We start from the raw sequence: 18,826 nt of genomic DNA, 5'->3' as shown, positions 1-18,826 counted from the left end.
TTTGTATTGTTCACTCTTCTATTGATTGTTCTGATGCACCAAATTGTCCATGAATTGCACTATTTACAAACAATTAACATTTCGTCATTCTAAATCTCAAGGCACTTTGTAAGTTCTCTCAAAACTTCATTTAAATTATATATTTGAGAATTAACAGATCCTTTCCTACGCTTATAACTGGTTGATCTATCGAATGCCGTTTCTTCGAAAATCAATCACGTAGGACGATAACTCTAACGAATTGGACACGTTATTTCAGGTCACTCCTGATTAAACATGGATCATACAGGAAGGATACAAATGGCAAATAAACTCACAGTTCTTGCTTCCGTCGTAGCGGCTTCTACTGCGATGATGGCAACATCAGCTCAAGCAGCAGACACTACTCTGGACAAAGTCACAAAACAAGGCTTTCTTACTTGTGGCGTAAGTACCGGTCTACCTGGTTTCTCTAACCCTAACTCAAAAGGCGAATGGGAAGGTATCGACGTAGAATATTGCCAAGCACTGGCTGCAGCCGTTCTTGGGGATAAAACGAAAGTTAAATATGTACCCCTAACCGCAAAAGAACGTTTCACTGCGCTTCAATCTGGTGAGATTGATGTGCTTTCCCGTAACACGACCTGGACTCTCCACCGTGACACTGCACTGGGCCTAAACTTCGTAGGTGTGAACTACTACGACGGTCAAGGCTTTATGGTGAAGAAGGAACTTGGTATATCAAGTGCTAAAGAGCTTGATGGTGCGTCGGTATGTGTTCAATCAGGTACAACAACCGAGCTAAACCTTGCAGATTATTTCCGCAACCAAGGCATGGCGTACAAACCAGTGGTATTCGACACAGCTGCGCAAACTTCGAAAGGTTTTGATGCGGGACGCTGTGACGTATTAACAACTGACCAATCTGGCCTTTATGCACTGCGTTTGAATTTGAAAGATCCGTCCTCTGCGGCCGTTCTTCCAGAAATCATCTCTAAAGAGCCACTAGGTCCAGTCGTTCGTCAAGGCGATGATCAATGGTTTAACATCGCTAAGTGGACATTGTCTGCGATGATTAACGCTGAAGAATACGGTATTAGTTCGAAGAATGCGGATGAAATGCTGAAGTCAACAGATCCAAACATCAAACGTATCCTCGGTGTTGATGGCCCTAAAGGCAAAGGTTTGGGTATTCGTGACGATTGGGGCTACCAAGTTATCAAACAAGTTGGTAATTATGGTGAAAGCTTCGAACGTACAGTCGGTACTGGTTCGCCGTTAGAAATCTCTCGTGGCGTTAATGCGCTATGGAATGCAGGCGGCTTTATGTACGCGCCACCAATCCGATAGAAAGAGTTAATCAGGGCGGTTCATGCCGCCCTTTTTCTTGATTATATCTCACTGTATGAGTAAGGATCGCTCATTGGATGGCGAAAAGCGCTCGCTTTGTGGAACGGCTTTAAAGGTTCGTAAGCCACTAGACATGAGAGCGTTATTCTTTAGCCAGCAAGGACGAAACTTCGTTATACAGGCCGATATCTATAACTAAGGTTTGAGGTTATCGCTGTATGAAACCGACACAAGATGCATCGCCAAGTACGATGTCCAAACCAAGTGGAAGCAAGAGCCTGATTTATAATCCTGCCTTTCGTTCTGCTATTTTCCAGATCATTGCCATTGCTGCACTGGTATTTTTCTTTTACACGATTGTAAACAACGCTCTCAATAACTTAGATGCTCGTGGTATTGCAACGGGCTTCGGTTTTCTGAATCAAGAAGCCGGGTTTGGTATTGGGTTAACATTAATTGAATACGATGAAACGTACTCTTACGGTAGAACATTTATCATCGGCCTTCTTAATACGGCGTTAGTCTCCGTATTAGGTATTATTCTGGCTACTGTGATTGGCTTTACCATGGGGGTTGCCCGCCTTTCTTCTAACTGGTTAGTTAGTCGTTTAGCGGCAGTTTATATCGAAACTTTCCGAAATATCCCCCTTCTTCTGCAAATATTCTTCTGGTATTTCGCTGTTCTTCAAGCATTACCCTCACCACGCCAAAGCTTAAGTCTTGGTGAAGCTATTTTCCTGAACGTTCGTGGCTTATATTTCCCTGCACCGACTATGGAACCTGGCAGTAGCTACGTTATTGCCGCGTTAATCTTCGGGGTAATCGCAAGCTTATTAATTAATGTATGGGCGAATAATAAGCAACGTCTCACTGGGCAACAAACCCCAATGGGAAGAATAGTTTTGGGTTTAGTTGTTGGCCTTCCATTGGTTGTGTACTTCCTTGCTGGTATGCCAATTTCACTGAATTATCCTGAACTAAAAGGGTTTAACTTCCGAGGTGGTATTAGCATTATTCCTGAATTGGCTGCGCTACTTTTGGCATTGAGTGTTTATACAGCTTCTTTCATTGCTGAGATTGTGCGCTCTGGTATTAATGCGGTTAGCCATGGTCAAACCGAAGCAGCGATGTCGCTAGGCTTACCACGCTCGAAAACTTTAAAGCTTGTTGTCATTCCTCAAGCGTTACGAATTATTATTCCACCTTTAACCAGTCAATATCTCAACCTCACCAAAAACTCATCGTTAGCGATGGCGATTGGTTACCCAGATCTTGTCTCTGTGTTTGCTGGTACTACCCTGAACCAAACGGGACAAGCGATTGAGATCATTGCGATGACGATGGGCGTGTACTTGACATTAAGTCTGATTACGTCTGCATTAATGAACTTGTATAACCGTAAAGTCGCGCTGGTGGAGAGATAATATGAGTACTCATCAATTTCAACCGGATCTCCCACCACCCGCCAATACTGTAGGCTTCGTTGGTTGGATGCGGAAAAATCTATTTAATGGCCCTGTCAATTCCATTGTTACTGTCATTCTTGCGTATATTGTCGTAACTGCAATATGGTATATCGTGGATTGGGCGTTTATTAACGCAGACTGGATTGGCTCAACGCGTGACGACTGTAGCCGAGATGGTGCTTGCTGGGTATTTATCAGCGTGCGCTGGGAGCAGTTCATGTATGGTTTTTATCCAGAGTCCGAACTATGGCGCCCTCGCCTTTTCTATATCACATTGGCCATATTTACTGTTTTACTCGCGTATGAGAAGACACCGAAACGGATGTGGATTTGGCTTTTCTTCGTAAACATCTACCCATTCATCATCGCTGGACTTTTATACGGTGGTGTCTTTGGACTAGAAGTGGTCGATACACACAAATGGGGTGGACTACTCGTTACGCTCATTATTGCGTTAGTTGGTATCGTAGTTTCACTGCCAATTGGTGTGGTGCTTGCGCTTGGTAGACGTTCAGAGATGCCGATCATTCGCAGCATTTGTACCGTCTACATTGAAGTTTGGCGTGGCGTTCCGCTGATTACGGTTTTGTTCATGGCTTCGGTTATGCTTCCATTATTTATGTCTGAAGGTTCAGAGACAGATAAACTGATTCGCGCCCTTATCGGTGTGGTTATGTTTGCCTCCGCTTACATGGCAGAAGTGGTACGCGGTGGTCTACAAGCCATTCCGAAAGGTCAATATGAAGCCGCTGATGCGCTTGGGTTAAGTTACTGGAAAAAGACTGGGCTGATTATCTTGCCACAGGCGCTAAAGATTACTATTCCTTCTATCGTGAACACCTTCATCGGTTTGTTTAAAGACACCAGTTTGGTACTCATCATTGGTATGTTTGACGTACTCGGTATAGGGCAAGCAGCAAACACCGACCCTGAATGGTTAGGCTTTGCTACAGAAAGTTATGTATTTGTCGCGTTAGTGTTTTGGGTGTTTTGTTTTGGCATGTCACGCTATTCGATATGGCTTGAAAACAAACTTCATACCGGTCACAAACGATAACTCATCAAGATCAAGGACGTATTATGACGCAACAACAAGACTACATGATCCAATTGAAGGACATGAATAAATGGTATGGTGAGTTTCACGTACTAAAAAATATTAACCTCGACGTTAAGCGCGGCGAGAAAATCGTTATCTGTGGTCCATCAGGGTCGGGAAAATCAACGATGATTCGCTGTATTAACCGTCTTGAAGAGCACCAAGCAGGCAGCATTTACGTCTCTGGTACGGAATTAACTGAAGACTTAAAGAACATTGAAGCAGTGCGCCGAGAAGTGGGCATGTGCTTTCAACACTTTAATCTCTTCCCTCATTTAACCGTACTGGAAAACTGTACGCTCGCGCCTATCTGGGTGAAGAAGATGCCAAAAGATGAGGCAGAAGCAGTTGCGATGAAATATCTGGAACGTGTAAAAATTCCAGACCAAGCGGAGAAGTATCCCGGTCAGTTGTCTGGTGGTCAGCAACAACGTGTGGCGATTGCTCGCTCTTTGTGTATGAACCCTAAAGTCATGCTTTTTGATGAGCCAACATCTGCACTCGACCCGGAAATGGTTCGCGAAGTACTGGATGTAATGGTCGAACTCGCCGAGGAAGGCATGACTATGCTTTGTGTGACACATGAAATGGGCTTTGCTAAAGAGGTTGCCGATCGCGTGATATTCATGGACGCAGGAGAGATCATCGAAGAAAACAACCCGGTCGACTTCTTTGAGAATCCTCAATCGGATAGGACCCAAAACTTCCTAGCGCAAATCTTACACCACTAAGATTTAGCCGAATCGACATAAAAAAGCACTGGTTTCTATGAAGCCAGTGCTTTTGTTACTAAATTCAAAAATCTGTGTGAGAATCAACATAGCTATGCTAGGCAGTAATATTGTGTTACAAGTTGCCAAATACATAACATCTTATTTCCATTATCATTTTATCTAGGATATGCATGAAAAGGGCTTGATTTTTTGAACTTTCAGCCCCATAAATGTACCAATAGTAAACTCCCTTATTGAGGATAATTATGAACAGTCCAATGTTTACTCGTTCAACAAGTGTTCCTAATACACTAGAAACTAACAAAGTACTGAAAAACACTTACTTCCTACTGTCGATGACACTGATGACCAGTGCTATCGCAGCAGTCGCGACTATGGCAATGCAAATTTCACCAATCATGGCAATTGTGATGCAGCTTGCAGCGATTGGTATTTTGTTCTTTGTTATGCCAAAGGCAATCAACTCATCATCTGGTATCGTTTGGACATTCGTTTTCACGACTCTAATGGGTGGTGCTTTAGGTCCAATGCTTAACTACTACGCATCAATTCCAAACGGTCCTACTATCATTGCTCAAGCTCTAGGTTTGACTGGTATGGTGTTCCTTGGCCTATCGGCTTACACCATTTCAAGCAAGAAAGATTTCTCTTTCATGCGCAACTTCCTGATGGCAGGTTTGATCATTGTGATCGTTGCAGCGCTGATTAACATCTTCGTTGGTTCAACAATGGCTCACCTAGTAATCAGCAGTGTTTCTGCACTCGTGTTCTCTGGTTTCATCCTATTCGATACAAGTCGTATCGTTCGTGGCGAAGAGACAAACTACATCAGTGCAACAATTTCGATGTACCTAAACATCCTTAACTTGTTCACTAGTCTACTAAGCATTCTAGGTATTATGAACGACGATTAATCGTTTCTCGTTAAGTAGAATAAAAAAGCCCGAAGGTAATTCCTTCGGGCTTTTTCTTTGTGTGCAATTCAGTGTATTACGCCTGCTCTACAGACAACTCGATAACTTCGTCAGCTTCTGGATTTTCTCTAAAGCGTCTTACTTTGATCGTTTCCTCTCCTAACATGATTTGCTTGGCGATTCGGTGCATACCGTCAAAAACACGATAGTCACTGGTTAAGATTACCGGATACGACAAATCAGCATTGTTGATTCGTTGGCAATGTTTTGCAATTTCACGGCAGGTTGGCCGTGGCCCTTCATGACTAAACCAAGTCACTTCATTTGGGCCCTTTATATCATCAATCGCAATTTCTTCTACAGGTAAGGATTCTGCAAGTTGCCAAATTCGCTCGATGGACCAAGTGGATTTTACATTGTCATTAATCTCAATGTAACGTTGTTTCGACATGACTAACTCCTTGTCATCATTGTTGTTTCTAACCTGAATACAGGCTTTTCATCAATCAAAGAGAATATCGGTCTATGAAAACAAACACAACGTTGTCAGCTATTCATTCACCCATAAAATCCCATAATCAGACAAGTAGCCAAGAAAAAACCAAAACAAAAATGAATAAGCCTGGGTATCCATGCAATTTCGTTGGTACTCACCCCGAAAAATTTCTAACAAACTGAATAGTTTCCTATTTATTTGAATAAAAGAGCATTTATATCAAAGCACCTGGCTTAGTCAAAAAGCACTCACCATTTTGTACGCTTTTGCTTCGCTCGGCACTACTTCGAGATTCTTTTGTTGAGAACATTCTCGGCTGTCGCTAATCTATAAACATCCATGTTTACTTAACGGATAAAACGTTATGTTCGTTTACAACGGCAAAGAAATTGAAACGGATGCTCAAGGCTACTTATTGGATCATACTCAATGGGAAGAAGGTATGATTGAGCTTTTAGCAAAAGAAGAAGACATCGAGCTTACGGATGCTCATTTGGAAGTTGTGCATTTTGTGCGAGACTTTTATGAAGAGTTTAATACCTCCCCTGCAGTGCGTATGCTTGTGAAAGCGATGGAAAAAGCGCACGGCCCAGAAAAAGGTAACAGTAAGTATCTATTCAAGCTGTTTAAAAAGGGACCAGCCAAACAAGCAACCAAATTAGCCGGCCTACCAAAGCCAGCTAAATGCTTGTAGATTCATAAAATTTTAAAACCGCGTAACGGCTTATACGACGCAGGCTCCTGCATCACATGCTCTACTGTTGCCGTTCGCGGTCCTTCTTGTAACCATTCCGAAAACGCAACTATTTGCGCGTCTGTTCCACACGCCATCACTTCAACATCACCATTGTTTAGGTTCTTCGCATAACCTGTTAACCCTAGCTTCAATCCTTGATGGGAAGTATGGTAACGAAAGCCCACGCCTTGAACGTGACCTTTTACTATAAATCTCTCACACTTTACGTTCATCTTTGTACCGCTTCTTTTTACTGAGTGATATATTCTTTTCGTCTATTCACCCCACTAAGGATAGTGGGTTTTTGTACGGTTATTATAATTATGAAAGAAATTCCATTCCGCTGGATTGATAAGTATCTCATTCACTTAAAGATTCAAGAAAAGTTCTATTTGCTCTTCGTTCTCCCTCTTCTTGCTTTAGTCATTCTCACACTCGTCCTTAATAGCGCGGCTAATACACTGATTCTCAAATATGTACCAAGAAGAGCTCATGCTTATGAAAGGTCTGATAGAGGCAGGCAACCTTTCTCAATCTCAAGTAGCAAGCCTCATAGCGGGTTCAGAAACCGTTTCTATTGGCTCAGGGCCGCAATCCGTGTCAGTTTTAAATGGTGCGTACAGCTTGGTTGCAAACCATGAACTTTCTTTATGGACTGCCCTATCAACGACTCAAGTGAGCATCATCTGTGTGAGCTTGTTTATTCTCGCTCTTGGCGTTTACTACATCATGACGTTTATTGGCGGCGCGATGTTCACGATGAACAAAGCCTTAAACACTCTTGCTGGTGGCGACCTAACCGCGAGAATGAACTTCTTCCCTGTTCGCGACGAGTTTAGTGAAATTGCTATTACGATAGACAAAGTTGCAGAACGAGAGCAACAAATGGTGCTGTCGATTCAAGAGTCTGTGGCTTTAATGCAACAAATTAGCTCAGATTCTGAATCAATCGATTCATCACAGTTCAGATATTTCAGCGACTCAGCAGGAACACCTCAACTCTCTTGCGAGTGCAACTGAACAGATGGCATCAACGATTCGAGAAGTCGCGACACTAGCTCACGATTCAAGCACGCAAACCGATGATGCACGTAACGTGGCTCAGTCTGGACAAGTGAAAGTTGAGAATACGCTTCACTCGATTTCGAACCTTTCTAATGAGATTCAATCTGCGTCTCAAGCCGTTGCCGAGTTAGATGCCAATGCAGCACAAATTGATGAAGTCGTGACAACCATCAATGGGATCTCCGAGCAAACCAACCTACTTGCTCTGAACGCGGCTATTGAAGCTGCACGTGCTGGAGAACAAGGTCGTGGATTTGCGGTCGTTGCGGATGAGGTTCGCGCTCTTGCGGGACGCACTCAGCAAGCGACAGTTGAAATCCAAACGATGATTGAATCATTACAGCGTAACAGCCAGTCGCTTACTAAGCTGATGGAAGTGACAGTTAATAATGCAAATGAGGGACAAAACCTCATGACGGAAGTGAATCACGAAATCGGCTCTTTGGCAGATAAAAATCAAACTATCTCCGACAGTAGCATTCAAATTGCAACAGCAGCTGAAGAGCAAGGTGTAGTCGCGGACAATATCGCCTCAAGCGTTGAAGAAATTCGAGTTCAAGCAGATAACGTGTGCAATATGATAAGCACGACTTCACAAAACGTTGATCAACTGCGTAAGCAAAGCGACACAATGGAAGCACTACTTACTGGACTTAAAGCATAGCAACGGAATCTGTTACAGCAAATTCAAATAAAAGGGTCACTTTAGTGACCTTTTTTGTATTTAAAAGTCACTACAATGTACTGGATTGCCGAGGGATATTGCTTTTACCATTCACATCCCGGACAATACGCCCCTTTCAAAATTCAACAAGAGCTAATGAAATGACAGCTGCTATCTATTTGGTTAAAGGTCGCGAGAAATCGGTCAAGCGCAAGCACCCTTGGATCTTCTCTCGAGGCATCAACAAAGTTGAGGGCGAACCTGCTCTTGGCGAAACGGTTGATGTATTCACTCACGACGGTAAATGGCTAGCTAAGGCGGCATATTCGCCAGCTTCACAAATTCGTGCTCGTATTTGGAGTTTTGAGAAAGAAGAAATCGACACCGCGTTTTTCGTTAAACGACTTAAAGACGCACAACTTCTTCGTGAAGACATTATCGAACGTGATGGCCTTACGGGTTATCGCCTTATCGCAGCAGAGTCTGACGGCTTACCAGGCGTTACGATCGACCGTTACCAAAATTTCTTTGTGTGCCAACTTCTCAGTGCTGGCGCAGAACACAATAAGCAGGCTATTGTTGACGCTCTGGTTGAGTGCTTCCCTGATTGTAATGTGTACGAGCGCTCTGACGTGGCCGTTCGTAAAAAAGAAGGTTTAAAAGAGATCACAGGCGTCTTGCACGGCGAAGAGCCACCTAAATCAGTCGTCATCGAAGAAAATGGCGTAAAGATTAGTGTAGATATCGTTGGCGGACACAAAACAGGTTTCTACCTAGATCAACGTGATAGTCGCCAGCAAGCGATGAAATATATGAAAGGCAAAGAAGTTCTTAACTGCTTCTCTTACACTGGTGGCTTCGGACTTTACGCTCTAAAAGGTGATGCAAAGCGTGTGATTAACGCTGACGTGTCGCAACCTGCTTTAGATACCGCAAAATTCAACGCAGAGCTAAACGATTTTGATATTTCGAAGAAGCGTGCCGTGTTCCTAAATGCAGACGTGTTTAAGCTGCTTCGTGAGTATCGTGATCAAGGAACTCAGTTCGATGTTGTGATCATGGACCCACCGAAGTTCGCAGAGAGCAAAGCACAACTCAACGGCGCATGTCGTGGTTACAAAGACATCAACATGCTAGCAATGCAAATTCTAAAACCGGGCGGCACGCTACTGACCTACTCTTGCTCTGGCTTGATGGATCAAGTTCTGTTCCAGAAAATCATCGCTGATGCAGCCGTAGACGCTAACCGCCAAGTAAAGTTTGTGGAGCGTTTTGAACAAGCCGCTGACCACCCAACCGATACAGCATATCCAGAAGGTTTCTACTTAAAAGGTTTTGCATGTAAAGTGCTTTAATTATTGCCTGAACTTACTGCATTACTAAATGAAAAACGGAGCTTTCGCTCCGTTTTTCATTTTGAATCATTTACTCTCGTAATTGTTCAAGATTAGAAATCAAACTATTGGCGATATCAGAAGCAGAAGCTCCGTCAAAATTAACCTCCAACTGTTGTCCATCTTTATTTATGGTCAGAGTTGAGTTACCTCCACTTTCAGTCACCGCCACCGTGATATCATCCACGCTTCCGTGATAATCGCCAGAGCCGAGATCATCAAGTAATGTGGAAATATCAGTACCACTCATATCATCAAATACATCGGTAAAATCGAGCTGATCCCCGTCACTGAAATCCGTCACGGTGTCAGTTGCGGATTGCATCTCTGTCCACTTGAAGATGTCATCACCTCCGCCACCAGTCAAAATATCATTACCTAGACCACCAATTAGAATATCATTACCATCGGTGCCTACAAGAACATCATCTTGGTCTGTTCCCATGATGATATTAGGCTCTTGCTGTAACGAAGCAGTCTGTGTACCGAAAGCGGTCACTGTTTCAAAAGAGACATTGTTAAAATCAATATCAACGGTTGCAGTGGTATCGCTTTCTAAACCATCTGAGTCAATCGCTTTGTAATCAAACGAGTCGTTTACATTATTAAAACTTGTAATCTGAGTACCAACTAGAGTAAAGCTGGCTTTATCACTTGAACTGTCTGTTTCAGGGAACAAGCGAATCTCATCAAAACTGCCATTACTTAGCGATACGTCAGCGTAACCTTCTTGATTACCAGTAAATACGATGTCACTGGTGTGTATGGTTTGTATATCAACAAGAGTATCGCCCATATAAAAGTATGCTTGAATCCAAGCGCCGCCACTGTTAAACCTATCATTCAAGCTTGCTAGGTTTAACCTTGCTTCTTTAGCTTCAAGCCCTTCATCTAATTCAATGGCAATGAACTCACTCGTACTAATTTCATCCCCTTGGCCAGTTTCGCCCGGTGACACTACAACTAAACCTACCTGCTGAGCGGCAAAGTCGACCTTGATTTGAGCATTATTGACAAAGTCACCATTACCATCAATGGTTCCTCCAAAGAAACTTAAACCGTTAACATCGACTGAATCGGCAATGAAGTCTTTAGAAAATTCATCGAGTAAATCTTGGGAATCAAAGCTTTGCTCATCAAAGAAGTCTTCCGTTAGTGCATATCTGACTTCCGTAGTTTCTGGAATCACATCACCAATGTCCAATATGACTTCATTGTTCTGATCATCCAAGTAATAGAGATAGCCATAGTCTGGAAGCGTCGTGACACAGATGCTCGTTTCTTTATCATCTTGAAGATCAAAGTCATCTTCAAAGTCTTGCGCATGTGGTGCAAAGTCAATTAAAGCGTCTCCTCCCACACTAAGGTCAACCGAAATGCCAAAGTCTTCTACTGTCGGAGGTGTATTGTCATCATCAATAATAGTACCAAGGCCTGACGCTGCAGGTGATTGCCCTTGAATCGAACCAGTTAAAACAAAGTTTTCTGAAGATTCATAAATCTGGTCTTCAACAGTGTTTACCGTAACACTAAAGTTAGTATCACTCGCAGGTACCGAGACATCAAACGTTCCATCAGGGTTTACCGCAATAACTTCCGTCGTGTTATCAGCATAAGTAATGGTCACACTCGTAGCGTTAAAATCATCTCCAGCGACAGCGGTTCCGTCTAAGAGAGACATACTAACCATAATCGCAACCGCACTTGCATTACTCAGTGTAACGTTAAACTTCGCATCGTTACCTTCCACCACTTGAATATCCGTAATTTCAGTGACAGTTGGTATGTCTGCATCATCGTTAATCGTTACGGTACCGACCGCAGCAGTTGTTTGCACAGTAGTGGCACCGGATAATGTAAAGTTCTCATCACCCTCATAAATATCATCGTTTAACGTCACCATAGTAACGCTAAATGTTGTGTCTAAAGCTGGTACAATGACATCAAACGTACCATCTGGGTTCACTGAAATAACGTCGGTACTACTATCAGCGTAGGTAACGGTTACTGTCGTATTTGTATAATCCGAACCTCCTTCAGCTGTCCCATTTGCTAATGTCATATTAACAACGGTGTTTGTGGTACTTGCATTGCTTAAAGTGACTTCAAGCGTTGCCAGCTCACCTTCACTAACTATGGCATCCGTAATCGCTGCTACAGTCGGGCGGTCATCATCAGGATCTGGTCCTGGGCCACTACCATCATCAACAATAGTACCGGTACCAATCACAGAGCCAACTTGGTTATCAGTGTTACCTGATAACGTAAAGGTTTCAGGTCCTTCGAATAAGTCATCATCTGTTGTACTTACAGAAACACTATAAGTCGTATCATTTGCGGGCACATCGACAATAAAGCTGCCATCTGGATTTACCGTAACGACTTCTATGCCGCCACTCTCATAAGTAATTGTTACTGAAGTATCGGTGTAATCAACACCGCCTTCTGCTGATCCGTCAGTCAGCATCATATTGACAGTGGTGTTGGTGGTGCTTTCATTACTCAACGTTACATCTAGTGTTGCAATATCACCTTCGTTTACCGTTGTAGAGGTAATCGCTGCCACTGTTGGGCGATCGTCATCTGGATCAGGTCCTGGCCCCGAACCATCATCAAGAAGAGTCCCTGTACCCATTGCAGATGTAATTTGAGTGGCAGTTTTACCCGAGAGTGTTAAAGTCTCTGCGCCTTCGAATAGGTCATCATCAATAGTATTGACTGTGACGCTGAATGAGACGTCGTTCGCGGGAACTGAAACATCAAATGTTCCGTTTGCGTTGACAGTAATGACATCTGTTGAGTTATCCGCATAGGTAACTGTAACCGATGTATTGATGTAGTCTATGCCCCCCTCTGCGCTACCATCAGCGAGCACCATATTGACCAAACTTTCACTATCACTAGGGTTACTTAAAGTAACATCAAAAATGATAGGTTCACCTTCATTAACCACTTCACTAGAAATAGAGGCAACGCTGACTGTATCGTTATCAAGAATCGTTACCGTGCCTATAACCGGAGTTGTTTGTATCTCGGTCTGTCCAATTAATGTGAAATTTTCATCGCTTTCGAACAGCTCATCGTCGGTGGTACTTATCACAACGTCAAAGGTCATATCACCAGCTGGTACGGACACATTAAATGTACCATCAGGGTTCACAGGGATAACGTCTGATGAACTATCTGCATAGGTAACAGTAACAGACGATTTGGTGTAATCTACCCCTCCCTCTGCTGTGCCATCATTAAGTGTCAGATTAACGAGAGTATCCGTAGTGCTTAGGTTACTCAAAGTGACAACCAACGTAGCAGACTCACCTTCGTTTACGGTTCTATCACTAATTGCCGCAACAACCGGACGGTCATCATCCGGATCGGGTCCAGGGCCACTGCCATCATCCACAATCGTTGCTGTACCCGTATCGCTGCCTTGTACCGCCCCAATGCCAGTCACCGTCACACTGAAATCTTCAGGGCCTTCATAAACGGTGTCATCAATGGAAGCGATACGCACATCAAACTCGGTTTGCCCGGCTGGCACCGTCACCACGCCATCATTTGGCACTGCAACCCAACCACTTCCCGTGTTGTATTCTAAGGTACCTAAGTCACCGGCTTCGGTATCGCCGAGATTAAGACCCAGTTCCACCTGCGTTTCCGCTTCAGACGCGTTCGATAAGGTGACTTTGAAGTTCGCAGTCTCACCCTCATTAATGGTGCCAGCATCCGTAATAGTCACACTTGGGCGGTCATCGTCCGGATCAGGGCCCGGGCCACTGCCATCATCCACTATCGTTGCTGTACCCGTATCACTGCCTTGCACCGCCCCGATGCCAGTTACTGTCACACTGAAATCTTCAGGGCCTTCATAAACGGTGTCATCAATGGAAGCGATACGCACATCAAATTCGGTTTGCCCGGCTGGCACCGTCACCACGCCATCGTTTGGCACTGCGACCCAACCACTTCCCGTGTTGTATTCTAAGGTACCTAAGTCACCGGCTTCGGTGTCACCTAAGTTGAGGCCAAGTTCCACTTGAACTGCAGATTCGGAGGCATTCGATAAGGTGGCTTTGAAGTTCGCAGTCTCACCCTCATTAATGGTGCCAGCATCGGTAATAGTCACGCTTGGGCGGTCATCATCGGGATCAGGTCCTGGACCACTGCCGTCGTCCACTATCGTCGCCGTCCCCGTATCACTGCCTTGTACCGCCCCAATGCCAGTTACCGTCACACTGAAATCTTCAGGGTCTTCATAAACGGTGTCATCAATGGAAGCGATACGCACATCAAACTCAGTTTGCCCGGCTGGCACCGTTACCACGCCATCGTTTGGCACTGTGACCCAACCGCTTCCCGTGTTGTATTCTAAGGTACCTAAGTCACCGGCTTCGGTATCGCCGAGATTAAGACCCAACTCCACTTGCGTTTCCGCTTCAGACGCGTTCGATAAGGTGACTGTGAAGTTCGCAGTCTCACCCTCATTAATGGTGCCAGCATCCGTAATAGTCACATTCGGGCGGTCATCGTCCGGATCTGGACCCGGGCCACTGCCGTCATCCACTATCGTCGCCGTACCCGTATCGCTGCCTTGCACTGCCCCAATGCCAGTCACCGTCACGCTGAAATCTTCTGGGCCTTCGTACACCGCGTCATCAATGGAAGCGATACGCACATCAAACTCGGTTTGCCCTGCTGGCACCGTCACCACGCCATCGTTTGGCACTGCAACCCAACCGCTTCCGGTGTTGTATTCTAAGGTGCCTAAGTCACCGGCTTCAGTGTCACCCAAGTTTAGGCCTAGCTCGACTTGAACAGTGGACTCGGAGGCATTCGATAGCGTCACTTTGAAGTTCGCCGTATCACCTTCATTAATAATGCCAGCATCGGTAATAGTCACGCTTGGGCGATCATCATCGGGATCAGGTCCTGGACCACTGCCATCATCCACAATCGTTGCTGTACCCGTATCACTGCCTTGCACCGCGCCAATGCCAGTCACCGTCACGCTGAAATCTTCTGGGCCTTCATAAACGGCGTCATCAATGGAAGCGATACGCACATCAAATTCGGTTTGCTCGGCTGGCACCGTCACCACGCCATCGTTTGGCACTGTGACCCAACCGCTTCCCGTGTTGTATTCTAGGGTGCCCAAATCTCCAACTTCGGTATCACCAAGATTAAGACCCAGTTCCACCTGCGTTTCCGCTTCAGACGCGTTCGATAAGGTGACTGTGAAGTTCGCCGTATTCCCCTCATTGATGGTGCCAGCGTCTGAAATAGTCACGCTTGGGCGGTCATCATCCGGATCAGGGCCCGGACCACTGCCATCGTCCACTATCGTTGCCGTACCCGTATCGCTACCTTGCACCGCGCCAATGCCAGTTACTGTCACACTGAAATCTTCAGGGCCTTCATAAACGGCATCATCAATAGAAGCAATGCGCACATCAAACTCGGTTTGCCCTGCTGGCACGGTCACCACGCCATCATTTGGCACTGCAACCCAGCCACTTCCCGTGTTGTATTCTAAGGTACCTAAGTCACCGGCTTCGGTATCGCCGAGATTAAGACCCAGTTCCACCTGCGTTTCCGCTTCAGACGCGTTCGATAAGGTGACTTTGAAGTTCGCAGTCTCACCCTCATTAATGGTGCCAGCATCGGTAATAGTCACGCTTGGGCGGTCATCATCCGGATCAGGGCCCGGGCCACTGCCATCATCAACAATGGTTGCCACCCCGGTTGCAGGTGTATTTTGTTCTTCTGTTGTGCCAGAAAGCGTAAACGTTTCTGGGCCTTCGAATATAGAGTCATCTATAGAGTCGAGAGAAACCGTAAACCCGCTTTCACCTAATGGGACCGAGACTGTAAAAGTACCGTTATCATCAACCAAGATTTCTTCCGTTGTACCATCAGAAAATGTTATGAGAACACGCTCATTAACGTAGTCACTTCCGCTCTCGTCAGTTGAACCGCCAGTTGCGGTACCATCAAGTAGCGACAAAGTGACATCAGTATTGTCCTCTGTTGCTTGGTTTAAAGTAATATCGAATACAACCTGATCACCTTCGTTGATAGTCGGACTGGATATTTCCTGAACAATTATCGTTGCAGGAACGGGGATTGCTGTTGGTTCTGGTGGTTGTATTTGGAGAATATCGAGTAGCGTCTCTACCTGAGTACTTGAAAATCCTGTTCCGTCAGTTCCCACTGTCTCAAAATTGGTACTAGCGAGTAATTCAGCACCTGTGCGATCTATAGCTCCCGTATTCTGTGGGCTAGACCCGTTTCCTTCACCTGCAGCAGGTTCAAACTCTTCACCCAGCTCAGTCGGGTCTTCCCCACTCGCAATTGCTTCAATTAACGCAGTGATATCATCAGTTACATTTATTGAACTTCCTTGTGGTGTCACCTGCTCGATAACAAGTTCAGAAGTATCTGATACTTCATCGATTATTAACTCTCCTGGTTGAGGTAGTTGACCCTGACCTAAAGTCCTAATCTCACCGTCCAACCCGATAACGACAATGTTGCCCGCCAATGAGCTAAAAGTTACACGTTCCATATCTACCTCGCCCCACTTCAAACCAAGTCAAAAGTTTGTCACCCCTACATTTACGTCTATAGTTTAGTCAAAATCATCATATTTTCGTTGTATGTGTAGCTTGTAGGACGTTTGATAACTCTAGGGGCAGAGTTACAAAAAAGCGCAGAGTGACACAGGCCGTGAAACGCTATGATATTAAGAATTCAAGCTTTTCTCCGAGCTAAACTTGCTATGTTGCTAAGCAACATTCGACATATGTGCTAAGGTTTTAAAAGGCGAAATCTTGGATTTTTGAAACAAAAGCTTTGTTTTAACAGTAGGTTGATAAATCCCTTACTCAAGCACTGTTATTTATGATGTTTCGTCTCAGTTATGAGATGAAATAGCAAAAAGCAACACGAATTTTTAGGAGAAATACCGTGAAATGGAACCGACTAAATATTGCTTGCTGCTGTAGTTTAATGGTGTCTATACCCGTTTTCGGTCAAACTTTAGAGCAAGCCGTGGCATTGACGTTAAAAAACAACCCTGACATTAAGAGTGCATTTAATGAATTTACGAGCCGAAAATACGTAAATGAAGCATCTTCGGGTGCTTACTTGCCCTCTATTGATCTAGATGCGGGGATTGGGTATGAAGGATTAGACCCTTCTGACGAGGTGGGACGTGGAGATACAGATTACACTCGAAAAGAAGCATCGGTGACACTAACCCAACTTATCTGGGACGGCAGTGCGACTCTTAATGATATCGACCGAACTGCAGCGGATGCTGAATCAGTAAGATTTCAACTTTTGGCCGACGCATCGGATAAAGCACTTGAAGTCACCAAAGTGTATCTAGACGCTGTAAAAGCTTACGAAATACTCAAGCTGTCTGAAAACAACCTGGCTGTTCACAAAGATATCTACGATGACATTAAAAAACGAGTCAACTCGGGTATCGGCTCTACCGCTGACTTAACGCAAGTAGAAGCACGTTTGGCAAAAGCACACGGCAACTTAGCCGCTGCTCAAAATAACCTGTATGACTCTCACACGATGTTCACTCGTTTAGTCGGTCAAACACCGCAAGGGCTAATCTTTCCGAGAGCTGACCAAAACTTTATTCCGTACACAGTTGATGAAGCGGTAGGCTTGGCATTTGAACTGCATCCCGTTATTCAAGTGGCGCTCGCAGACGTAGACTCGGCTAAGTTTCAATACAAACAGTCTAAAGGTGTTAACTACCCAACCATTTCCATTGAAGCTTCGCAAACATGGCGTGACGACGCTGATGGTTTAAAAGGTCGCAGTGATGAGACACTTGCCATGCTGCGCCTACGCTACAACCTATTCAATGGCGGCAGTGATGCAGCGAACTCAGAAAACTTCGCCTACCAGCTAAATAAAGCAAAAGACTTGCGTGAAGGTGCCTATCGCAATGTTGAAGAAGGGTTAAGACTTTCTTGGAGTGCGCTTGATTTAACATTACAACAAAAAGAGTTTCTATCAGATCATGTAGACTCTGCGTCTGAGACCGTAATTGCTTACGAGAAGCAATATCGCATCGGTAAACGAACACTGCTTGATCTATTGAACACTGAAAACGAGCTCTTTGAGGCGCGTAAAGACTACTTAGATTCTAAATACGCAGAGCAGTACGCCAAATATCGAGTGATGAACGCAACAGGTCAACTGTTGAGTGCATTAAGGGTCGAAATGCCTAAAGAATGGCTAGAAGAAGTGGAGTATTAATTATGAAACACATAACTCTTATTGCACTCTCATTGATGATTTCGGCATGCAGTTCATCCGATAAAGGCGATGAGTATGATTACATCGATACGCCAATTGCCGATCAGTGGGCTGATCATATAGATGATGACTCAGACGGTGTTATTAACGAGCGCGATTTGTGTCCGGGTACTCCTTTAGGAGCCGAGATAGATAACGATGGCTGCGGTTCGTATGTCGACTCCTCACAAGAAATGCAAATTCGAGTCCTATTTGCGAACGATTCCGATGTTATAAACCCTATCTTTACGCAACAAATTCGTGAGTTGTCCGATTTCTTGAAAGAGTACCCAAATACGTCTATCGAGATTCAGGGCTATGCTAGTCGCACTGGTACTGCAGAACACAATCTCGACTTATCCAAGCGCCGGGCTGAGAACGTTAGAAAAGAACTCATGACGAATGGTATTAGTGGGGATAGAGTTACCATTGTGGGCTATGGAGACACAGTGCTTGCAACACAAGGCACTGACCAAGTGAGTCACGCGCTAAACCGTCGAGTAACCGCAACAGTGATTGGTCACAAGGGTGAAGTTAAGAAAGAGTGGACCGTTTTCACTACACTTCCAAAAAGCTAACACAACCATAAACAGAACGTAAAAATAAA

Annotated in this window: 12 protein-coding genes and 1 pseudogene; 10 read left to right on the top strand and 3 right to left on the bottom strand. The window is 44.6% G+C overall.

All coding sequences use genetic code 11. From position 1 onward, the window contains the following. Positions 1-300 precede the first annotated feature (300 nt). The 5 genes from UQW94_RS14810 to UQW94_RS14790 all read left to right on the top strand — a co-directional run bounded on the left by UQW94_RS14810 (position 301) and on the right by UQW94_RS14790 (position 5,542). Positions 301-1,329, top strand: coding sequence for an amino acid ABC transporter substrate-binding protein (locus UQW94_RS14810; RefSeq protein ID WP_005377403.1), 1,029 nt, complete (start codon positions 301-303; stop codon positions 1,327-1,329). A gap of 218 nt (positions 1,330-1,547) precedes the next feature. After that, positions 1,548-2,753 carry an amino acid ABC transporter permease gene (locus UQW94_RS14805; protein WP_005377402.1) on the top strand — a complete coding sequence of 402 codons (1,206 nt, stop codon included), beginning with the start codon at positions 1,548-1,550 and terminating at the stop codon, positions 2,751-2,753. 1 nt (position 2,754) lies between these two features. Beyond that, the gene (locus UQW94_RS14800; protein ID WP_104979214.1) at positions 2,755-3,852 is read left to right on the top strand and encodes an amino acid ABC transporter permease; all 1,098 of its coding nucleotides are present in this window, start codon (positions 2,755-2,757) and stop codon (positions 3,850-3,852) included. 23 nt (positions 3,853-3,875) lie between these two features. Further along, complete coding sequence (locus UQW94_RS14795) at positions 3,876-4,625, top strand: amino acid ABC transporter ATP-binding protein (protein WP_005377400.1); 750 nt, start codon at positions 3,876-3,878, stop codon at positions 4,623-4,625. Positions 4,626-4,873: 248 nt separating this feature from the next. After that, complete coding sequence (locus UQW94_RS14790; RefSeq protein WP_005494926.1) at positions 4,874-5,542, top strand: Bax inhibitor-1/YccA family protein; 669 nt, start codon at positions 4,874-4,876, stop codon at positions 5,540-5,542. Between the two features lie 76 nt (positions 5,543-5,618). Here the strand turns inward: UQW94_RS14790 and UQW94_RS14785 are convergent, their stop codons facing one another. Beyond that, entirely contained in the window at positions 5,619-5,993 is a 375-nt protein-coding gene (locus tag UQW94_RS14785) for a chromosome partitioning protein ParB (RefSeq protein WP_047102337.1), read from the bottom strand. Between the two features lie 409 nt (positions 5,994-6,402). On the opposite strand from UQW94_RS14785, the gene UQW94_RS14780 reads away from it, so the two are divergent. Continuing rightward, complete coding sequence (locus UQW94_RS14780) at positions 6,403-6,732, top strand: TusE/DsrC/DsvC family sulfur relay protein (protein WP_005377396.1); 330 nt, start codon at positions 6,403-6,405, stop codon at positions 6,730-6,732. A 2-nt stretch (positions 6,733-6,734) separates the two neighbouring features. Here UQW94_RS14780 and yccX read toward each other — a convergent pair whose 3' ends face one another. Continuing rightward, the gene (gene yccX, locus UQW94_RS14775) at positions 6,735-7,007 is read right to left on the bottom strand and encodes an acylphosphatase (protein WP_017634611.1); all 273 of its coding nucleotides are present in this window, start codon (positions 7,005-7,007) and stop codon (positions 6,735-6,737) included. Positions 7,008-7,097: 90 nt separating this feature from the next. Between yccX and UQW94_RS14770 the strand changes: the two are divergent. Both UQW94_RS14770 and UQW94_RS14765 read left to right on the top strand, forming a co-directional pair. After that, positions 7,098-8,503, top strand: a pseudogene (locus tag UQW94_RS14770) (methyl-accepting chemotaxis protein). A 161-nt stretch (positions 8,504-8,664) separates the two neighbouring features. After that, complete coding sequence (locus tag UQW94_RS14765; RefSeq protein ID WP_165439096.1) at positions 8,665-9,858, top strand: class I SAM-dependent methyltransferase; 1,194 nt, start codon at positions 8,665-8,667, stop codon at positions 9,856-9,858. Positions 9,859-9,928: 70 nt separating this feature from the next. Here UQW94_RS14765 and UQW94_RS14760 read toward each other — a convergent pair whose 3' ends face one another. After that, positions 9,929-16,462 carry a Calx-beta domain-containing protein gene (locus UQW94_RS14760; RefSeq protein WP_322142338.1) on the bottom strand — a complete coding sequence of 2,178 codons (6,534 nt, stop codon included), beginning with the start codon at positions 16,460-16,462 and terminating at the stop codon, positions 9,929-9,931. Positions 16,463-16,863: 401 nt separating this feature from the next. Between UQW94_RS14760 and UQW94_RS14755 the strand changes: the two genes are divergently transcribed. Beyond that, a complete protein-coding gene (locus UQW94_RS14755; RefSeq protein WP_005389970.1) occupies positions 16,864-18,180 on the top strand; it encodes a TolC family outer membrane protein in 1,317 nt (438 codons plus the stop codon). A gap of 2 nt (positions 18,181-18,182) precedes the next feature. After that, entirely contained in the window at positions 18,183-18,797 is a 615-nt protein-coding gene (locus UQW94_RS14750) for an OmpA family protein (RefSeq protein WP_031781371.1), read from the top strand. The last annotated feature ends 29 nt before the right edge of the window (positions 18,798-18,826 follow it).

This window comes from Vibrio sp. PBL-C16, from assembly GCF_034321865.1.
Lineage (GTDB): Bacteria > Pseudomonadota > Gammaproteobacteria > Enterobacterales > Vibrionaceae > Vibrio > Vibrio alginolyticus.
Note: the sequence above shows the minus strand (reverse complement) of the source record. Positions and strands in the feature narration are given on the sequence as shown.